Below are 18616 nucleotides of genomic sequence, written 5' to 3'. Positions count from 1 at the left end.
AAATGTTAGTTGTTTTAGTTGTAATTCCCTTATCCCTAAATTACTATATTATAAAATAGCAGGTATAAAAAAAAGAAGAGGATTTTTCCCCTTCTTTTTTTAGTGTTTTTACAAAAATTATGGTTTAAACCAACCTATAATTTTTAAGCATTTATTTTATTAGTGCGTTTAATAGCTTGTTCGTTTTTCCAATCAATCCACTTCTGTCCTTTTATACGACGCATTATATTATCTATAGTTCGCATGATAAATACATTATAAACCGCTTTTCCAAGGTTTTTAGGGTTTCTTGCTATTGCACGTAAGCTCATTGAAAAACCAGGGGTGATATAGCGCATATAATGCCAATACCCTTCGGGCATATATAAAACATTTCCATGTTCCAATTCTGCAACATGACCTTTAGCATGTTGTAAAGCAGGCCATTTTTCAAAATCAGGATCATTAAAATCTATATCTTCCCTTGTAATTAGCGAATGAGGTATCTTATAAAGGTATTTATTTTGTTTTTGATCAAATAGAATGCATTTCTTCTTTCCTTCAAAATGAAAATGGAAAATATTAGCTAAATCTATATCATAATGCATAAAAGTATACGAATCTCTTCCTCCGAAAAACAACATAGGTAAGCCTTTCATTAATCGTAATCCAAAATCAGGATAGGTAAAATCCTTTTGAAGAATAGGTACTTCTTTTAAAATATTCCATAAAAAGATTCTAAATTTAGTAGGCTCACGCTTTAATAAATCAACATACTCACTCATTTTCATTTTAGCATGAGGCTCATTAAAACCATCTTTATAGTCTACAGGTCTATCATCATATAATGGAACAACTTTATCACCAGCTATTTCTTTCATATACTCTAAAGACCACTTATTGAAAGCAGGCCAATCTTCTATGAAACGCTCTATAACCACAGGCTTTTGTGGCTTGAAGTAATTTTTGATAAAGTCTTCTTTAGTTATCGTTTCAACCCTATCTATTTGCTCTAATTGTAATCCCATGAATTAAAATTTGACAACCGCAAAGTTAAGAAAACGTTACGAAATCTTTTTGAATACAAATTGTTAAAATAAATTAACGCATATAGAATATCTATTACGCCTTAATTTCCTTAGCTTCTTGTTTTTTGATTTCGTTTCTTTCAATAGTATGACTAGGTCTAGTCCATTTTGGTTTTTCACCCAAGTCTTGATACTGAGAGTCTTCAGCTTCAACCGTTTTAGGTTGCATTTTCTTTATGAAAGGTTTTTGAGGATTTAACCCTAATAATTCGAATAACTTCATGTCTTCGTTTACGTCAGGATTTGGGGTAGTTAATAATTTATCTCCCGCAAAAATCGAATTAGCACCAGCAAAGAAACACATGGTTTGTCCTTCTTGACTCATAGTAGTTCTACCAGCAGATAATCGTACTTGCGTTTCTGGCATTACAATTCGAGTAGTAGCTACCATTCTTACCATTTCCCAAATAGAAACTGGATTTTGATCTTCTAAAGGAGTACCATCTACAGCTACCAAAGCATTAATAGGTACTGATTCAGGTTGCGGATTTAAGGTTGATAAAGCAACTAACATTCCAGCTCTATCTTCAATAGCTTCACCCATACCAATAATTCCACCAGAACAAACTGTTACATTTGTTTTTCTAACATTATCAATAGTTTCTAATCGGTCTTCAAAACCTCTTGTAGAAATTACTTCTTTATAATATTCCTCTGATGAATCTAAATTGTGGTTGTATGCGTATAAACCAGCTTCTGCTAAACGATGTGCTTGGTTTTCTGTTAACATTCCTAGTGTACAACAAACTTCCATATCTAGTTTGTTAATTGTACGTACCATTTCTAAAACTTGATCAAATTCAGGTCCATCTTTTACATTTCTCCATGCAGCTCCCATACACACTCTAGAGCTTCCAGAAGCTTTAGCACGTAAAGCTTGAGCCTTTACCTGATTAACAGTCATTAAATCATTTCCTTCAACATTGGTATGATATCTTGCAGCTTGCGGACAATAACCACAGTCTTCTGGACATCCACCCGTTTTTATAGAAAGTAAAGTAGATACTTGAACGGTATTTGGATCGTGGTGCTTACGATGTACAGTAGCAGCCTCGTATAACAATTCCATCATCGGTTTGTTATAGATTGCTAAAATCTCTTCTTTAGTCCAGTTATGTCTAGTCTCACTCATATAGTCGTCATTGTTTGTTCCTTCAAAAGTAGGAAAACTAAATTGAATTTTATACTATTTAGAAATTAAAACTGTAACAGCATTTCCGCCAAATCCTACAGCATTTACTAATATCTTTTTAATTTTTTGAGGTTCCTTTTGTGCGTTAGCAAATGGAACATGAATCAACTTTTGTTGTACAAGCATTAATAAAGCTAATTCTAAATTTAATAATCCAGAAGCTCCAAAGGTATGACCCAATTTCCATTTATTGGTAGTTAAAAAAGGACGATGGTCTCCAAATACTTTTGCAATGGCATTAATTTCTGAAGAGTCTCCTTTTTTAGTTCCAGGAGCATGCATTACTATGGCGTCTATTTCATTTAAATCAATATTCTTGCAAGCCATTTTCATCGATTTTTGAAAGCATTCAGCATCAGCAGTTACAGAGGTGTTGTGTTTTAAAACTTCAGTGGCATAACCAATACCTTCAATTTTAGCAATAGTTGTACTAGAAATTTCACGTTCTAAACAAACTACGGCAGCACCTTCTCCTAAAACCATAGTATTTTTGGTTTTATCTAAGTCAAAAGCTTTACAAGGATATCCTTCAGTTTCTTTTGAATATACTTTTAAAGCTTTCATTTGCGCAATGGTAAAGTCTGTAAGTGGAGCTTCGCTTCCTCCCACTAAAAATTGATTACATAAACCCGCTTGAATCCAAGCAACACCATTCAATAAAGAATGTAGTGCAGTAGAACAAGTAATAGAATGTGATATTTCAGGTCCATTACTTTGTAAATCATGAGCAATCCACGATGAAATATTTCCTAATGTCGTTGTAGGAGAGCTCAAGGTTGATGAAACTCCTGTAGCTAAAAACTCTTGATGATATTTTTCAAATAAAGCAGTAGCGCCTCTAGAAGAACCAATATTAATTCCAAAACCAGATCCAGATTTCCAACCCGCTTTTTCTAGGGCTTTTCTGGAAGCATATATGGCATATAAAACACTTTCGTCTAGATTTTTATATTTATTGTCAGAGTTTCTAATCTCTTCAATCAATTGTAAATTTTCACTAGAAATACTTGCTGCCCATTCAGAAAAATGATTAAAATTTCTTTTGGTTATTCTATGATCGGTATCTAAATAACTATTCCAGACTTCCTCTGAAGTTTTTCCTAATGGAGATATAGATGCAAATCCTGATATTGATATTGGCTTCAAAATAGAAAAATTTCGACAAAATTAAGACTAATCTAATTTTTATAGTACAAATAATGCTTTAATTTGTAATAAAAATCATATGAACGAACAAAATCAAAAAAGTTGGTTAGGTAGAAATTGGCCTTGGGTATTACCTGTAGGATGCTGTTCAGGATGTTTAATCGGAATATTAGTGTTCATTTTCGGTATAGGAGCTACTGTGTTTGGTGTAGTGAATGAGTTTATGGATGCCTCACCTATAGATGATGCTGTTGAAATTGCAAAGCAGAATGAAAGAGTTATTGAATTATTAGGAGAAAATATTGATTCAGAAGGATTTCCTAATGGAAACATTTCGATGAGGAATGATGATGGAGACGTAGATTTTTCAATTACAATTAGAGGAGATAAAGGTGAAGGAAACCTTGTTGTTAGAGGAATTAGATCGGATAAAAAGTGGATATACGAAGATCTATATGTGACGATTAAAGAAACAGGTGAACAGATCAACTTACTCGAAAAAGAAAAGATTCCAGAAATAATTTAGTTAATTACGAATTTGAAATTATGAATTTTCAATGTATGATTTCAAATTCGTAATTCATTAGTCTACAATTGATTTAAAACTTTTTCAATAGTAGTATATACTTTCTCCAGTTGTGCATCAGTAATTACATACGGTACTTGAATGTAAATAGTATTTCCTAACGGGCGTAAAAACACACCTTCTTTCATAAAAGAAGACAAAAGTAAATCTCGTAATGTACCATACCGTTCCATATTGGTATCTAAATCCAATGCAAAAATTACTCCGATATTTCGAGTTGATTTTACCTTAGCATGTGTTTTAATTTTTTCACCGAATTCAACATGTGATCTACTGACACGCTGTATGTTTTTTTGGATTTCTTCAGAAGTCAATAAATCAATACTAGCAATAGCAGCAGCACAACCTATTGGATTTGCTGAGTAGGTATGACAATGGAAATAGCCTTTTGCAATATCATTACTTAAAAAAGCATCATATATTTCTTGCGTACAAGATGTAATTGCCATAGGAACCATGCCTCCTGTTAGGGCTTTACTTAAACAGATAATATTAGGCTTAGTTTCAATATAATCAGAAGCAAAGTATTTTCCTGTTTTTCCAAAACCAGTCATTACTTCGTCGGCAATAGTCAATACGTTGTTAGATTGACAAAATTTAATAATTGCATCTAAACCATCTGCATTATGAATTTTCATACCTGCTGCTCCTTGAACTAGAGGCTCATATACAAAGGCAGCAACTTTATTGTTATTTACAATTGCTTCTAATTGTTGAAGAATTTCAACATGATTGTTTCCATTAGGCACAGGAATTCTATGAATGTTGATTAAAAAATCTTCAAAAGGTCCATTGTATACAGATAATCCAGAGGCAGACATGGCTCCGAAAGTATCTCCATGAAAACCGTTTTCAAATGCAATAAAAGTAGTGCGTTGATCTCCTTTATTAAAATAATATTGAAGAGCCATTTTAATAGCAGACTCTACAGCTGTTGAGCCATTATCGTTAAAGAAAATTTTAGCTTGATTCTGAGGTAAGATTGCCATCAATTTTTCAGAAAGCTCTACAGCAGCAGGGTGGGTAAAATCACTAAACATTACTTGATCTAGTTGCTGCATTTGCTGATGAACTTTCCCAATGATATACTCATTACAGTGACCAAACATACAGGTATACCAAGACGAAATTGCATCTATATACTCATTGCCATGTTCATCAGTAAGTATGCACCCTTTAGCTTTTACAATTCCTAAACTATTAGGATGTGTTTGGTGTTGTTTTAGTGGATGCCAGATATGTTTTTTATCACGTTCTTGTAGTGTCATATTTATGTTTTGTCATGCTGAACTTGTTTCAGCATCTCATCAAAATTAATAATCTAATGTTTTAAAAGTAGGATTGACTTCTCGAATTAAATTTAGTTTCCATTCTTTATGCCAATTCTTTAATTGTTTTTCTCTTGCTATAGCTCGATTAATATCATTAAACTCCTCAAAATAAATTAAATCAGTGATGTTGTATTTTTTGGTGAATTTAGAACCAGTTCCCTCATAATGTTCTGTCAATCTTTTTGATAAGTTTGATGTTACTCCTATGTAGAAAGTAGTTCTATATGTATTAGTCAATATGTAAATAAAACTTTTTCTCATCATGTGTGACCCTGAAACAAGTTCAGGGTGACGTTACAATTTATCCTTAAACTTTTCAGCGTATTCTTTAATTACATTTTTGTCGAAGTAAGGTTCTTCTTCTATGCGACCCAATACAGGAACTCCACTCATTTTTTTAATAATACTTTCAGTGGTCGGATGTTCATTACCACTGAATAGTAGAGAGATGTCAAAACCTTTATCTTTCAATAAATTCAATGTTAGTAAAGTGTGATTTATACTGCCTAAATAATGACGAGATACTACAATTACTTTATAATCGGGTTGAATCAAATCTAAAATAGTATGCTCATCATTTAGAGGTACTAATAGCCCTCCTGCGCCTTCTATAACTAAATTGTTTTCAGTAGAAGGCTCTTTAATTTCATTAATATCTATAGTAATTCCATCAATTTCAGCTGATGCATGAGGACTCATAGGCGTCTGTAAAGCATAGCTATTTTTATGAAAAACAGATCGTGAATTAGAAATTAACTGCTGTACTTTATGTGTATCAGAGTACGCTAAATCACCCGATTGTACAGGTTTCCAATAATCAGCTTCTAAGGCTTCAGTAATAATAGCAGAAGCCACAGTTTTACCGACTTCTGTAGAAATACCTGTGATAAAATATTTTTGTTGTTTCACCATATAGCAAAGGTAGCGAGTTTTTAAAAAGAAGTAAATACGCAACCTTTAGTTTATGATATTATTTTGAAAATTTGAATTGGTTAGTGTCCATTATTAACAACCATAAACAAATACCCAATTCACCAATAGAATCTGGAATGGATACAATTTCAGCAAATAGAGTTTTGTTGTAATCAACAATAAAGAGATTGCCAATAAATGCAATTATATATCCAAAGCATCCTAACATTAGAAAAAAACCAAGGAATTTAGGTAAAAACCCTGATTTGAAAACTAAATAACCAAAAGGGAATAACCATAATCCCCAAAAAACTTGAGAAAGGTTAATACCATGATAATAGGAGTCTACATGAAACATAGTTATAGCTTCAATTTGTGTTGCTGAAATCTGAGACAAATAGTTTCTTCCTTCTACGAGTGTAAGTATTGAAAACTTAGTCACCATATTTGAAAAATTAAGCGCAATACTTACTAAGCCTATTACTACCATGGACACTGCGTGATATTTATTTACTTTATGCAGTAATTTATATAAAGCCAAAAGAAGAAAAATAAATGAAAAAAGCATTAGAATTTCACTTACAATTCCAAGTTTAAAAAGGTATAAATTACTACTAATTTTTTGTGTTGTTTCTTGTGAATCGCCCCAAACAATTAATTTTTTTGGGACATACATGAGGCTGAAAATTCCTGATATGACTACTAGTAAATATATGAAGCCTGCTAGTCTTGCAACTGTATTTTTTTGGTTTAAATTGATCATAGTGTTTCTGGTTTACATCAAGAAAACGATTTACAAAAGACTATGTTACAGTTTTATAGGTGGATAAGTGTTTTCAATTCTGTTAATACAGTACTAATATTATCTTTTGAATTAAAACTATGCAAACAAAAACGAAGTCGTTCTTCACCTTCAGGAACCGTAGGAGATAGAATTGGTTTTACATTAAAACCTTTTTGTTGAAGTTGAGTGGCTATTGCCTTTGTTTTTGTAGTTCCAGAAATGATACAGCAATGAATAGCAGAGTTACTTTTTATGAATACATCTGTAAGCTGTAATCGATGAATTTCATTAATAAAATGCTGAATTTTATTGTGTAACGAATCTATAATTTCTTCTTGCAAATGGGTATAGGCAATTTGAATTGTTGCAATTGCATGTGGTGGTAAACCTGTGGTATATATTAAACTCCTAGAAAAATTAACCAAATAAGTATATAATTCAGTACTTCCTAAAATTGCTGCTCCGTGACATCCTAAAGCTTTTCCGTAGGTTACAATACGGGCAAAAATTTCTTTCTCTAAAGATAATTGTTGTACTAAACCTTTTCCTTGAGATCCAAAAACACCAAGTGCATGAGCTTCATCTACAATTAGGTAGGTATTATATTGATTTGCAATTTTAGCCATAGCCACTAAATCAGGAGAATCACCATCCATAGAAAAAACAGATTCGGTAATGATAAAAACGTTTGATGTTTGAGTTCTTGACTTACTTCGTAAGCTATCTTCATTCAAAGTCTCTTTTGAATTTGATAATTCTCGAACTGACATAATTTGCTTTTCTAGATGTGTTATATCATTGTGCTTAAACTTATATGCTTTTGCATTAGAAAGTTGAATTCCATCACGTATAGATGCATGAATTAATTCATCATATAAAATAATATCGCCTCGCTGTGGCACAGCAGAGAAAAAACCCAAGTTGGCATCATAACCAGAATTAAAAAGTAATGCTTTCTCTGAATTATGAAATTTGGCAATAAGTTCTTCCGTTTCTTTATATAATCGATGATTTCCTGAAATTAATCGAGAACCTGTTGCACCATTTATCATAAAGTTTTGATCTAAAAGTAGCTGATGCGTCTGTTCAAAAATAGGCTTCGATTTAGCAAAACCTAAATAATCATTAGAATAAAAGTCTACTAGATCAGAAGGTACTTGTAAGCTTCGTAAAGCATTCAGTTCATTTCTTTTAGTTAATTTCTGTTGAAGTTTATCAGGAAAATTCATCGTCGCAAAAATAAGAAAAAGAGGAAAAAGAGTTCTTTTATACTAATTTTTAAAATAGCATCGCTTTTGTTTTTAGACGGTTTTTTTTAAGGGATTTTTCCCTTATTAGTATTATTTCTTTTCCTTGAGTAATTCCTGTGTATTCGTAATAACATTGTAGTAATCAAAAAAATACTACATGAACACTGTAATTATAAATTCTATCGGAACAGCTACACCAGGAGCATCAAAAATCTTATCAGACGCATTAAAAGTCCCTCAAGACTATATGCTTAAGTTGTTATATAATGCACCATCAATTTTATTTCAAAAAGTAGATAATCATACAGCATTGAAAGCAGAGGATACTTTAACTAAACTAGGTTTAGATGTATCAGTTTGCAAAGAAGAGGATAAAGTAGATTTAACTACTGAGTTAGTTGATATCAGTGTGAGTTTAGACAATGTATTACAACTTCCAAAAGTAACAGAGCAATTGGCTACATTTTTAGGCTGTAAACAATCTGAAGTATTGAATTTACTATTGAATGATCCTAGTATAATCCTAGGAAATGTATCTGTCGCTACTGCAAAAGCATTGCAGAAAAGAGTAGATGCAAATGTGCATTATTCAAATCCCAAAAAAGATGTGTATACAATTCTGATTAGTGATACAATTGAAGATGCGGAATTAAAAAATATTGAAAAACAGCTAAAAAGAACTGCAAGCAAAGTAGGGGAAGTATATGCGGTGGAAGATGTGTCTTATGATAGTTCTCAATTGTTATGGAGAAAATTCCATGCTAAGAAAACAGTAAAACTAGTAAATCAAAGTCATCAATTGGTGCACTTGATTATGAATGATTTTGATGTGAATAACCAAAAACATATCTCATTTCTAGTGAATCAAGTAGGGATGCCAGAAGCAATTTTAGAAGATGTTCAAAACGCAATGCCTATTACATTATTTGAGAGTATCAATAGAAAAAATGCTGAAAAAATTGTAGAGTCTAGCGTAGCAATGGGAATGACAGTTGATGTAGAGAAAGACGTCAATTTCAAGAAAAAACTTCAAATAGAAGCTATTGAAGACTTTGAAAATGTAACTAATGTATTACGTCAGTTTATTGCTAAAGAAGATTTGCCAAAAGAAGGAGCTAAAAATTGGGAAAGTAAAGAAGCTATTCCTCCAATAATTGCAAGATACCTATTAGCACAATTAGAACAATTAATGTGTAACCCAGAAATTATATAAGATGGAACAGAACATGCTACACTATAGAATTGCAGAAAGAGGTAAAATGCATGCCTTAGATAAAAATTACACTGAGGCTTTACGGCATTATAAAGAAGCATTGAAACTCACCCAAAAACAACAAGACAGTGAGTTGTTTTTTCAACATTATAGTCAATGTGTAATGGAGTCTTTGGAATTATCAGGAGCACATGATCAGGTGATTTCATTTTGCGAAAATTACAGGACTTTCTTAGATGAAAAAGAACAAGACGTTTTGGTGCGAAAACATAAAGCTTTTGTGAGTGAGCGGCAAGCAATTCAGCATATACATAGAGGAGAACAAGAAGAAGCTAAAGGGTTATTACTTGAAGTTCAAAAAGACTTAGGTAAAGGTAAACAGCCCATTACAGATGAATTGTTGAATTGGTTACTTAGAGGATATCAGGTTAATGCAAGTCAATTAAAAAGATTGCAGCAAAAACATAATTATTTCATTGTGAGAAAAGAATCGGTAAATCCCAAAATTGCCATGGATTTACCTGAGGGCGTTTCTCCTTTTTAACCATTAAATAAATTATATATGTCAAACACAAAAACATTTGATGAAGGGGCAAAAATACTACAAAACGTAGATGTGAGTAGTATGGTTACGGCATTAGCCTTGGGTATTGCTAGCGCTCAAGAGCGGTTAGATAACAATTCGGTGTCACAACTCATCCGACTAGCAGAAACTAAAGTAGCTGGAAAATCTTTATTAGAGTTTGGATTTCAACCTGCGTTTTATGCTTTTGATTATGCAGATATCTCTGCATCAATTAGCTTAAAAATGGCACTAAAAGAAGAGGTAGAGGTAGATTTTAGTTTAGCTGTGGATTATAAAAATAATACCACATTCGATAAAGATTTCTTCGATCAATTAAAAAAGAGTAGAAATAAATCGCTAAGTAAAAATTCTAAAACTCAAAAAGAAGTAGCATTAAAGGCAAGTACTTCTGAAGAAATTAGTATCAACGAAAAATCGTTTGAAGTTCACAAGGAAGAAGGCTCATATTCTAAAGTTGAAAAGACAAAAGAAGAAATGAGAGATCAATCCAGTGATTTACGTGTAGATACCGTAATTGAAGATGAAAAAGTATTAGAAGAAAATACGTCTAATAACCTACTTATCATCAAAGAAGGTGGTTTTGTAGTTGTAGCACAACCTTATGTGCATGCAGCAACAGAAGGATTGTTAAAAATGCCATCTACATATTTACCTTTGGGTGATGCTGGTGCTCCAGATATTACATTAAAAGGAGGAGGAGCTCCTAAAAAGTTCAAAAAAGAGAAAGATTTTGCACACACATTATCAAGTGCTAGATCTACTAACGGAGGAACTGTTGTAGGTATAAATGCTGAAGGAATACATAGGTCAGGTGGTAAAAAAGTACTGGAATTCTTTTTCGATTGGGATAAGTATGATATCAACTATGGATATTCTACGGGAGTTAAATCTGATGCAGTAGATAAAGATGATGTTACTCTTTTGGCTTTATTGTTAGAAAGAGATCCGTCATTAAATATTACCATTACAGGATATACTGATGGAAGCGGAAATGCAACTAAAGAAAATGAGGATTATAACAAAGCTTTAGGGACAAAAAGAGCAGAAGCTTTTAAGACTGAATTAGAAAAAAGAGGAACTTTTACTTTAGCTCCAAGTAGAGTAACCATAGCTACTGAAGGAGAAAAGTTAGCGAATGGTAGTTCTGCTAAAGATCCAAATATTAGAAAAATAAAAGTAGAGCTTCCTGCGGGTCATGATTATATCCACTTTAACGGAGGAGAAATTACAAAAACAGGAGCTAGTGCTGCTGCACCCGATGAATTTGTGTATCTAGAAAATGACAACTCAACAGGAAATACAGGGTTACCAATTTCATTCAAGTACAACGGAAAAACATACACGTTTACAGCAGCAGAAATGACAGCAGCTTTAAAGTCTGCAAATAACTTTAAAAGTAAACTACAAGAGTTGTATGCTGAAAAGTATAACGATTACTACTATTTCTTACATGAAGAAACGAAAGTGAATTATTTTATTCATTCAGAACAAAATAAGGAAGTAGATGTAAAAGTAAATAAGCAAGCTTCTGCAGATGTAAATAAGGATACTACTAAAGTGTTTGTAAGTGATACTAAAAATGATTTTTCTAAACTAAAAGAATCCTCTAAAGATTTTAAAGGAGATAGATCTTTAGCCATTAGTGGATCATTAGATGTTCGTTATGCACGTCAGTTTAATATGTCTGTAGAAGGAAATGCTTCTGTTGCTGCACGTATGATTTCAGTACCACCTCCATCAGGTTTAGAAAATTATATTCAATCATTAACAGGAGGAAGTAACACATCTTCAAACTAATTGAACGATGGAAACACCTAAAGTAATACAACAAATTGCCAATGCACCATTACCAATGATGTTGGAAAAGCTAGGAATGTCTATTGCCAATGCGCAATCTGCACTCGACGCGAATTCCATCCGATTGGCTAATGAAATGGCATCTATAAAAATTAACGTAGGTGATGATGAGTACAATTTATTAAGCCTTGGATTTGCACCCACATTTTATGCGTTTACTGAAGCATCATTAGAAATGAAAATGGAATTTTCCATGGCAGAATCAGAAAGTTATGGAGGAGCTTTAGCATTCAATTATGGAAAAGGTGAAACTAAGAGTGATAATTCGGGAGGAGATAAGGGAAGTGGAAATACTTCAACACAAATGTTTGGTGTTTCAGTATCCGCCCATTATTCCAGAAAGTTCTCTGCTTCTGCAGAAGGGTCTTCATCCATTGCAGCCAAAATTGTATCACTTCCAGCGCCAGATATATACTTAGAAATATTAAGATCAACATTAAATAAAAAAGAAGAATAAAAATTAAAAGAACTTATTATGAATATGTTTAGAGATACGCCCAGAATAGGGCAGCAATTATTAGATGTTCCAATGGGACAGATGATAGAGCAAATGGCAATGTCTATTGCTAAATCACAAATGGCATTAGACTCAAATTCCATTGAAGTAGCAGAAATGATGGGAGGATTAAGTCCTGTCAAGTACGAAAAAGATGGTAAAGAATTTATCAATTTTAAGGATAGTCGTGTTTTCTTTGGTAAAGAAAAGGTGTCACTTGCAGGTGCAGTAGAGTTGTATAATGCAAATACGGATCAAGCGTATAAAGCGTCTATAGAAGAGAAAATTAAAGATGATACTGAAGCAGCATATGATAAACCTGTAGTAGATGTAGATGTTATTCCAAGTAGCGCCAGTGCAAAGTTTACTCCAGATAATCAAAAGAATGCATCAGTATATTATCGAGAAACAAGCGACCCTGTTAAATGGTATGAATACGATCCTGAGGCAAGTGGAGGAAATGGAGCTTATAAATTAATGCCTGATCCACCAACAGCTTCTACAACAGCACTTATGGTAAAACCTGGAGCAGTTGAAAAAACATTGTATTTACCACAACGTTTATCGATGTTGGAGTTAGGTTTTTCTCCAACATTCTACCAATTTGTAGATACTATGATTCAGGTGAGAATTGCCATAAAATTCTCTAGAGAAGGATCATCTTCATATTCGTATAGTAGAAATACGAAGAGTACAGACAGAAGTGCAAGCTTTAGTTGGAGAAAAGGGTTAAAAACGAATAAAACAGTAACCACTACTCAAGTGAATGCAGAATATTCTCAAAAGTATAGTTACTCTGCAGAAGGTTCTAGTTTGCTACAAACAAAATTGGTTCCTATTCCGCCACCAGCAATTTTAGAAGAGCGTATCCAACAGCAAATGGAAATAGCAAGAGAGGAAGCAGAAAACTAGTATAAATGGGTAGAATAACCAGAGAAATACAGAATGCACCCTTGCCAGAAATGGTAAAAAGTTTGGGTATTGGTATAGCACAAGCACAACGTGCCTTAGATAGAGTTTCTATGGACTTGGCTAAGGAGCTTGTAGATACCAAGATAGAAATGGGAGGAGAGGAGTATAGCCTACTAGCGTTAGGCTTTACTCCCACTTTCTACCAGTATGTAGATACTTTTTTTGAATGTAAAATGTCAGTATCTATGATGGAGTCTAGAGAATTTGGTGCCTCAGTATCGGTTAGCGCAGGATTTAATGTAGGTTTTGCAGCAGTTAGTGCTACAGTATCTGCAAGTTATTCTCAAAAATATCAATATTCTGCCGAAGCAAGCTCATTAATTAGAACCAAATTGGTTACAGTGCCTAATCCGCCAGTATTTGAGCAACGCTTACAAAGCATGATTGAAGCAGAATTAGAAAGTAAGAGAAATCCAAATCCTACAACACCTACGAATACCAATTCATAAACTATGGCTAAGCATTGGAAAAGTTTTGTTAAGAAAGAAAAAGCTTCAGAGCAAAAAGAGGAGTTAGATTTTAAAACTCTTCTTTCTTCTGGAGTAGAAAAAGACAAGTCTTTAGAAGATGTAGCAGAGTTTAATGCTAATCTAAAGTCATTATTAGACGAGCAAAAACAGCTCGAAGATAAAATGGCTGAACTTACAGGTAAGAAAGAAGCTTCAGGTTCGGATAAAAAGTACGAGCATGAAATAAAATCAATAGATCAGAAAAAGAGAGAAGAAAGAGCTGAAGAAAAGAGAAGGCAGCAAAAGAAAAAACAAGAAGATAGATGGAAAGTTGATGCACCGATTCAAAAGAAATCAAAGGAGCGTTCTATTGTCATGCCTTCAACAATTAGAACTCAAAAGAAAAAAGAAAGTGGTTTTATCCAAGTTAAAAAAACAATTGATGCTAGTATAACAACCATTCAACAGATTCAAAAAAAAGCCGAACAACCTAAAATAGAAATTGCGAAACAAAAGAAAACTAGTCTAACAAAAGCTATAGCCAAAGTTAAAAAGGCAAAAGAGCAAATACAGACCATAAAAAAACAATCAAATCAATCACTATTTAGTGTAGATCAAAAAACAAAACAAAAAAAGGAATCTAAGTCTTTAGTACCTGAAATTATACAAAAAACGAAGTCTACAACAGCGCTAGTTAAAAAAGCGAAAAAAGTACAGCAATTCGTTTCTGATGTACAAAAGGGGAACAAAAAAACAGACAGTTTCGTAGTAAATCCTGTTCAAAAGAAAGAAAAAAGGAGGAAGGAGTTATTTCCAAAATTGAAAGAAAACAAAACAGTACAAACTACGATAACAACAGGAAAAAAAGTAGTGGACACGTACCAAGGTGTAAAACAAGTAAGTACTACAGTAAATTCAGGATTACAACAACTTTCTGCAGGAGTAAACGCTTTAGGATTAAAAAATGAGACTAACAAAATTTCTAAAGGTGTAGCACTTGTAAACAAGGTAGACAAAGGGATTGCTAAAGTAGATCAACTTTTTAATACAGCGAACAAATATTTAGATAAAACTACTAAAGTAGCTGGATTTATAGATAAAAAAATGGAAGTATTCAATACAGTTCATAGCAAAGAAAAGAAAACGGATAATGCTTTTGATTTAGGTGTTATTCAAAATAAAATAGCAAAAAAAGAAGAAAACCAAAGCTTTAATGTGAGTAACAAAAAACTTTCTGTAGACCTTAATACGATTAAAAAAGTAAAGGAAGGCATACACACAATAAAGAATATAAAGAAAAGTAATACAGGCTTCTTTTGATTGAAGTAAAAAATAATCAATTGAATACAGTTGTATCACATCAACAACCAAAAAAAGTTTTTCATTTAAAAACGCATTACAATGAGCTCAGTTAATAACGCATTAACCTTAAAACAAATATTATTAGGGATTTCTGATAGCTTGAATGAAGCCCAAAATCATCTTAGAAATGTAAAGCCATATGATGAATTTGGTAGACCTAATACACTATATACGTTACCATATCTAGATTTTAATTTGCAAGTGGAAGCAGAATTTGAAAAGGAAACGACTAGTGAACCACAAAAAACAAATACGGTTGCTGAGAGTCCGGCATTTCCTTATCAATCCTATAAAAAAGGGTATGCAAAAGCTATTGCATTTAAACCTGTAGCTAATACCACTACGGATACCAAGGAAACGAATAAGATAACGAGTACTATTTCAGGCAGATTTGTAGCTATTGTACCTAATGAAGGTTTACCCCAGCTTATTATAAATGCAGTGCCGAAGAAAACCGCGAATATTCATATTTATGATATTGATGTAGAAGTGATTAATGCAGCAGGGGAGAAGATTTCAGACGCATTAGTAGAGTTCAATTATAATCAAGAAAAAACAGAAAAATTAAATCCGAATGTTACGCTAAATCATAGTACTTCATTTTTAAGTGTGAGTGAAATCCGAACGGATGCCAATGGAAAAGCATCTGCTCAAGTGAAAGTTGATGGAGTAGATTTTGCGAACGGGCATATTTTAATCTTAGAAGTAAACATAGGAAACGTAGTAACTAAAATTTCAATTCAACAATAAGTTATGGCAGCAGATATAGATTTTTTACAGTTTAAAGCCCAATTGTTTGACACTTCAAATCAATCCATAACTGGTGTTGAAGTAGCTATTCAGTTTTATAACATGAATCTGAATTCATGGATTTCTTTAACTAAAGCTTTAATGATAAAAGCATCAAAGATTTCACATACTATTGAAATTCCAGATAGAATATCAACAACCAATCAAACCATTCGAATTGTTAGGGAAATTTTGAAATCAGGAGGAGTGCCATCATTCCGAATTATAAAGTTTACTTCAGAAGGAGAACTTCCAGAAGTTATTGCATCTGATTTTAAGGTAAGCATGAACAAAGAAAAGATGTTGTTAGGTATTGATTTTGGATCCAATTGGTTGCTAAAAAAAGAAGCCATTATGGATGTAAAAACCCATATGGTTATGGGTTCTTCATTACCTGTTTTTGAGTTTGATAATGCAATGTTGGTTGTAGAAAAAGAAAAAGCGAAATTACTAGAGGAAAGAACTACTGCAGAAGGTCAAATAGTAAGCTTGAATACCACTATAGCTGGTTTAAATCAAGAAAAGGAAACACTAACTTCTGAGTTTAATTTAGTGAGAACTCAGGTAGAAGAGAAAGAAGAGTTACTAGGAGAGTTAAATACGAGTCTTACCTTATTGAATACACAGTTGGCAGAAGAAGTTCAAGAGAAAGAAGCGTTACAGCAAAATACAATTACATTAAAAGATCAAATCTCTGTATTAGAAAATAGAGTTGTAGAGCTTGAAGCTAAGGATACTGAAAATTTTGAAGTGAAATTTTTAGATCTACAAAAAAAAGTAGTCGATTTAGAAAAAGCACGAGATAATTCACAACAAGAAAAAGAAGCTTTTTTATTGAGTATAGACAAGCTTCAGAACGATATAAAAATAAGTCAGAAAGCTATTGATACTAGAGATACTGAGTTAGTAGCGAAACAAACATTGATAGATTCTTTAGAAAGACAAAATGCAAAAATTACTAAAGAGTTGGAAGAGGTTAAAGAATTTAATGTTACAGAACATCCTAATAAATTAGCAGCAAGTAAGGTGTATGGAAGTATAGTAAAAGATGTGATTAAAGCTGATGAAGAGTTGTTAAATTCAAAATATAAATTGGCGAATGTTTCTTTAAACTTGAAAACTACTGTGGAAAAAGGACCAGAAGGAACGATGTTAGGTCTAATCGATTTTGAAAGCGCTAAAAATATTAACGAAGCGGTTGTTAGTGGTATTACTATAGATGTTGTGCCTAATCCAACAGCTACAGCTACTATAGGACGAAGAATGCCAAATCTTTTAGGGTTAACTGAAACAGCTGTTCGAAAACTGCTGTTAGATTACGAGTTAAAATTAGATGCAGTATATCACCCTACTAACGATCCTAATTTAGTAGCAGGACAATCCTTTAAACAGTCGCCTGCACCAGAAGCTAGTGTAGAAGAAGGACAAGAAGTTATAGTCATATTCGCAAAACCATTAAACTAAAAAATTATGTCAAGCAATTCATACGATTATGTAAAAGATGCCTTTGCAGCGCCGTTAGGAGATTTTATAGCTTCTATTGGAGAAGGAGTTGGAGAAGCCCAAGCAGCTTTAGATGAAGGTTCATTACGTCAAACCTTAGAAATTTATAATAGCGATCCTGATAAATCTCACGAAACATTAAAAATGTTGCGAGATGTAGGGTATCAACCTACGTTTTATACCATACCAAAAACTACAGCTAAAGCCAAAATATCATTATCAATATCACAGCAAAATACAAGTGGAGGTGTTCAAAATACTAGAGCCTTTAAGCCTAAAATGTATGCAACACCAGTAAATGCATCTAACACAAATAAATATAATTTAGGATTAAACGCAACTGCAGAAATTCAATTTGATATTGTGCCTGTGCCGCCTTCTGACACTCAAATTATTCGATTTTTACCGAGTGTTATAGAAAAAGTAGTAACAAATGAAGACGATAAAGAGGTAACGGAGAAAAGAACGTTTAAAGAGATTAAGGAACTATTAGAAAGTTACGGTTTAGGATACGAAATAGAAGGGGAGACTGAAGATAGTCCTATTGAAGATACTAGTGTGTTTACCAAACAAATTCCATCATATGATGAAAATCAAAAAAAGATGATTAAAGCTGATGATGTTATTACTTTAGTAGTATAGAATTTAAGTTATATTTGATACGATTGCCTATTGAATATTTCGAATATCAAAAAAATCGTCATTACGAACGAAACGAAGTATAGTGAAGTAATCTATATAATTTAATGAAAATCTCGTTTAAGAATAAGGCTGTCACTTCGAGTGAAATTCATTAGAGTAAAACGAAAATGAATTTTGTATCGAGAAGTAAATACATTGTTCTCGATACAATTTTACCTCATTATCATTCTGTAAAATCACTCGAACTGACAAGAATTTCTTATCCAAGATTCACGTTAATTTAACGAAAATCTCGTTTTTAAGAGAAAGATTGCTTGACTTTCCTTTCTCTTTCGATCGAGAACTTGAGGAAACATTTAGGATCCGTTCGTAAAGATTTCCGTATTTACAAGGTGAGAAAGGTAACATTACGTCGAACTCACATTAAGATAGTAAACTTTCATAATTGAGTAGCATTATGTAAGTTTCAGTAGTTGATT

Annotated in this window: 19 protein-coding genes; 11 read left to right on the top strand and 8 right to left on the bottom strand. The window is 32.7% G+C overall.

Going from position 1 to position 18616, the window contains the following annotated elements:
* Positions 1-143 precede the first annotated feature (143 nt).
* The 3 genes from BVC87_RS16195 to BVC87_RS16185 form a co-directional block, all read right to left on the bottom strand.
* Positions 144-1007, bottom strand: coding sequence for a cupin-like domain-containing protein (locus tag BVC87_RS16195; protein WP_075343447.1), 864 nt, complete (start codon positions 1005-1007; stop codon positions 144-146).
* 94 nt (positions 1008-1101) lie between these two features.
* Positions 1102-2199, bottom strand: coding sequence for a biotin synthase BioB (gene bioB, locus BVC87_RS16190; RefSeq protein ID WP_075343446.1), 1098 nt, complete (start codon positions 2197-2199; stop codon positions 1102-1104).
* Positions 2200-2253: 54 nt separating this feature from the next.
* The gene (locus BVC87_RS16185; protein ID WP_075343445.1) at positions 2254-3408 is read right to left on the bottom strand and encodes a beta-ketoacyl synthase N-terminal-like domain-containing protein; all 1155 of its coding nucleotides are present in this window, start codon (positions 3406-3408) and stop codon (positions 2254-2256) included.
* Between the two features lie 76 nt (positions 3409-3484).
* On the opposite strand from BVC87_RS16185, the gene BVC87_RS16180 reads away from it, so the two are divergent.
* The gene (locus BVC87_RS16180; protein WP_075343444.1) at positions 3485-3931 is read left to right on the top strand and encodes a cytochrome c oxidase assembly factor Coa1 family protein; all 447 of its coding nucleotides are present in this window, start codon (positions 3485-3487) and stop codon (positions 3929-3931) included.
* A gap of 62 nt (positions 3932-3993) precedes the next feature.
* On the opposite strand, the gene bioA is transcribed toward BVC87_RS16180, so the two are convergent.
* Genes bioA through BVC87_RS16155 form a run of 5 tightly spaced genes read right to left on the bottom strand, consistent with a single transcriptional unit; the run spans position 3994 to position 8247 of the window.
* Positions 3994-5259 (bottom strand): adenosylmethionine--8-amino-7-oxononanoate transaminase, encoded by a 1266-nt coding sequence (gene bioA, locus BVC87_RS16175; RefSeq protein ID WP_075343443.1) that lies wholly within the window; start codon positions 5257-5259, stop codon positions 3994-3996.
* A 45-nt stretch (positions 5260-5304) separates the two neighbouring features.
* A complete protein-coding gene (locus BVC87_RS16170; protein ID WP_075343442.1) occupies positions 5305-5583 on the bottom strand; it encodes a GIY-YIG nuclease family protein in 279 nt (92 codons plus the stop codon).
* Between the two features lie 33 nt (positions 5584-5616).
* Positions 5617-6234, bottom strand: coding sequence for a dethiobiotin synthase (gene bioD, locus BVC87_RS16165; protein WP_075343441.1), 618 nt, complete (start codon positions 6232-6234; stop codon positions 5617-5619).
* Between the two features lie 58 nt (positions 6235-6292).
* On the bottom strand, positions 6293-6997 hold the full coding sequence (locus tag BVC87_RS16160) for a DUF4386 domain-containing protein (protein ID WP_075343440.1): 705 nt from the start codon (positions 6995-6997) through the stop codon (positions 6293-6295).
* Positions 6998-7050: 53 nt separating this feature from the next.
* Positions 7051-8247: an aminotransferase class I/II-fold pyridoxal phosphate-dependent enzyme gene (locus tag BVC87_RS16155; RefSeq protein ID WP_075343439.1), complete on the bottom strand. Its 1197-nt coding sequence runs from the start codon at positions 8245-8247 to the stop codon at positions 7051-7053.
* A gap of 178 nt (positions 8248-8425) precedes the next feature.
* Between BVC87_RS16155 and BVC87_RS16150 the strand changes: the two genes are divergently transcribed.
* The 10 genes from BVC87_RS16150 to BVC87_RS16105 all read left to right on the top strand — a co-directional run bounded on the left by BVC87_RS16150 (position 8426) and on the right by BVC87_RS16105 (position 18137).
* Positions 8426-9481 carry a hypothetical protein gene (locus BVC87_RS16150; RefSeq protein WP_075343438.1) on the top strand — a complete coding sequence of 352 codons (1056 nt, stop codon included), beginning with the start codon at positions 8426-8428 and terminating at the stop codon, positions 9479-9481.
* Position 9482: 1 nt separating this feature from the next.
* A complete protein-coding gene (locus tag BVC87_RS16145; protein ID WP_075343437.1) occupies positions 9483-10025 on the top strand; it encodes a hypothetical protein in 543 nt (180 codons plus the stop codon).
* Between the two features lie 18 nt (positions 10026-10043).
* Positions 10044-11864 carry an OmpA family protein gene (locus BVC87_RS16140; RefSeq protein ID WP_075343436.1) on the top strand — a complete coding sequence of 607 codons (1821 nt, stop codon included), beginning with the start codon at positions 10044-10046 and terminating at the stop codon, positions 11862-11864.
* Between the two features lie 7 nt (positions 11865-11871).
* Positions 11872-12381 (top strand): hypothetical protein, encoded by a 510-nt coding sequence (locus tag BVC87_RS16135; RefSeq protein ID WP_075343435.1) that lies wholly within the window; start codon positions 11872-11874, stop codon positions 12379-12381.
* A gap of 18 nt (positions 12382-12399) precedes the next feature.
* Entirely contained in the window at positions 12400-13332 is a 933-nt protein-coding gene (locus tag BVC87_RS16130; RefSeq protein ID WP_143569808.1) for a hypothetical protein, read from the top strand.
* Between the two features lie 5 nt (positions 13333-13337).
* On the top strand, positions 13338-13841 hold the full coding sequence (locus BVC87_RS16125) for a hypothetical protein (RefSeq protein ID WP_075343433.1): 504 nt from the start codon (positions 13338-13340) through the stop codon (positions 13839-13841).
* A 3-nt stretch (positions 13842-13844) separates the two neighbouring features.
* Entirely contained in the window at positions 13845-15161 is a 1317-nt protein-coding gene (locus tag BVC87_RS16120) for a hypothetical protein (protein WP_075343432.1), read from the top strand.
* Positions 15162-15242: 81 nt separating this feature from the next.
* Positions 15243-15953, top strand: coding sequence for a hypothetical protein (locus BVC87_RS16115; RefSeq protein ID WP_075343431.1), 711 nt, complete (start codon positions 15243-15245; stop codon positions 15951-15953).
* 3 nt (positions 15954-15956) lie between these two features.
* Positions 15957-17456 (top strand): PASTA domain-containing protein, encoded by a 1500-nt coding sequence (locus BVC87_RS16110; protein WP_075343430.1) that lies wholly within the window; start codon positions 15957-15959, stop codon positions 17454-17456.
* Positions 17457-17462: 6 nt separating this feature from the next.
* Complete coding sequence (locus tag BVC87_RS16105) at positions 17463-18137, top strand: hypothetical protein (protein WP_075343429.1); 675 nt, start codon at positions 17463-17465, stop codon at positions 18135-18137.
* Positions 18138-18616: the final 479 nt, after the last annotated feature.

This window comes from Tenacibaculum agarivorans (genome assembly GCF_001936575.1).
GTDB lineage: Bacteria > Bacteroidota > Bacteroidia > Flavobacteriales > Flavobacteriaceae > Polaribacter > Polaribacter agarivorans.
The sequence above is the reverse complement of the archived record's forward strand: the minus strand, read 5'-3'. Positions and strand labels throughout refer to the sequence as shown.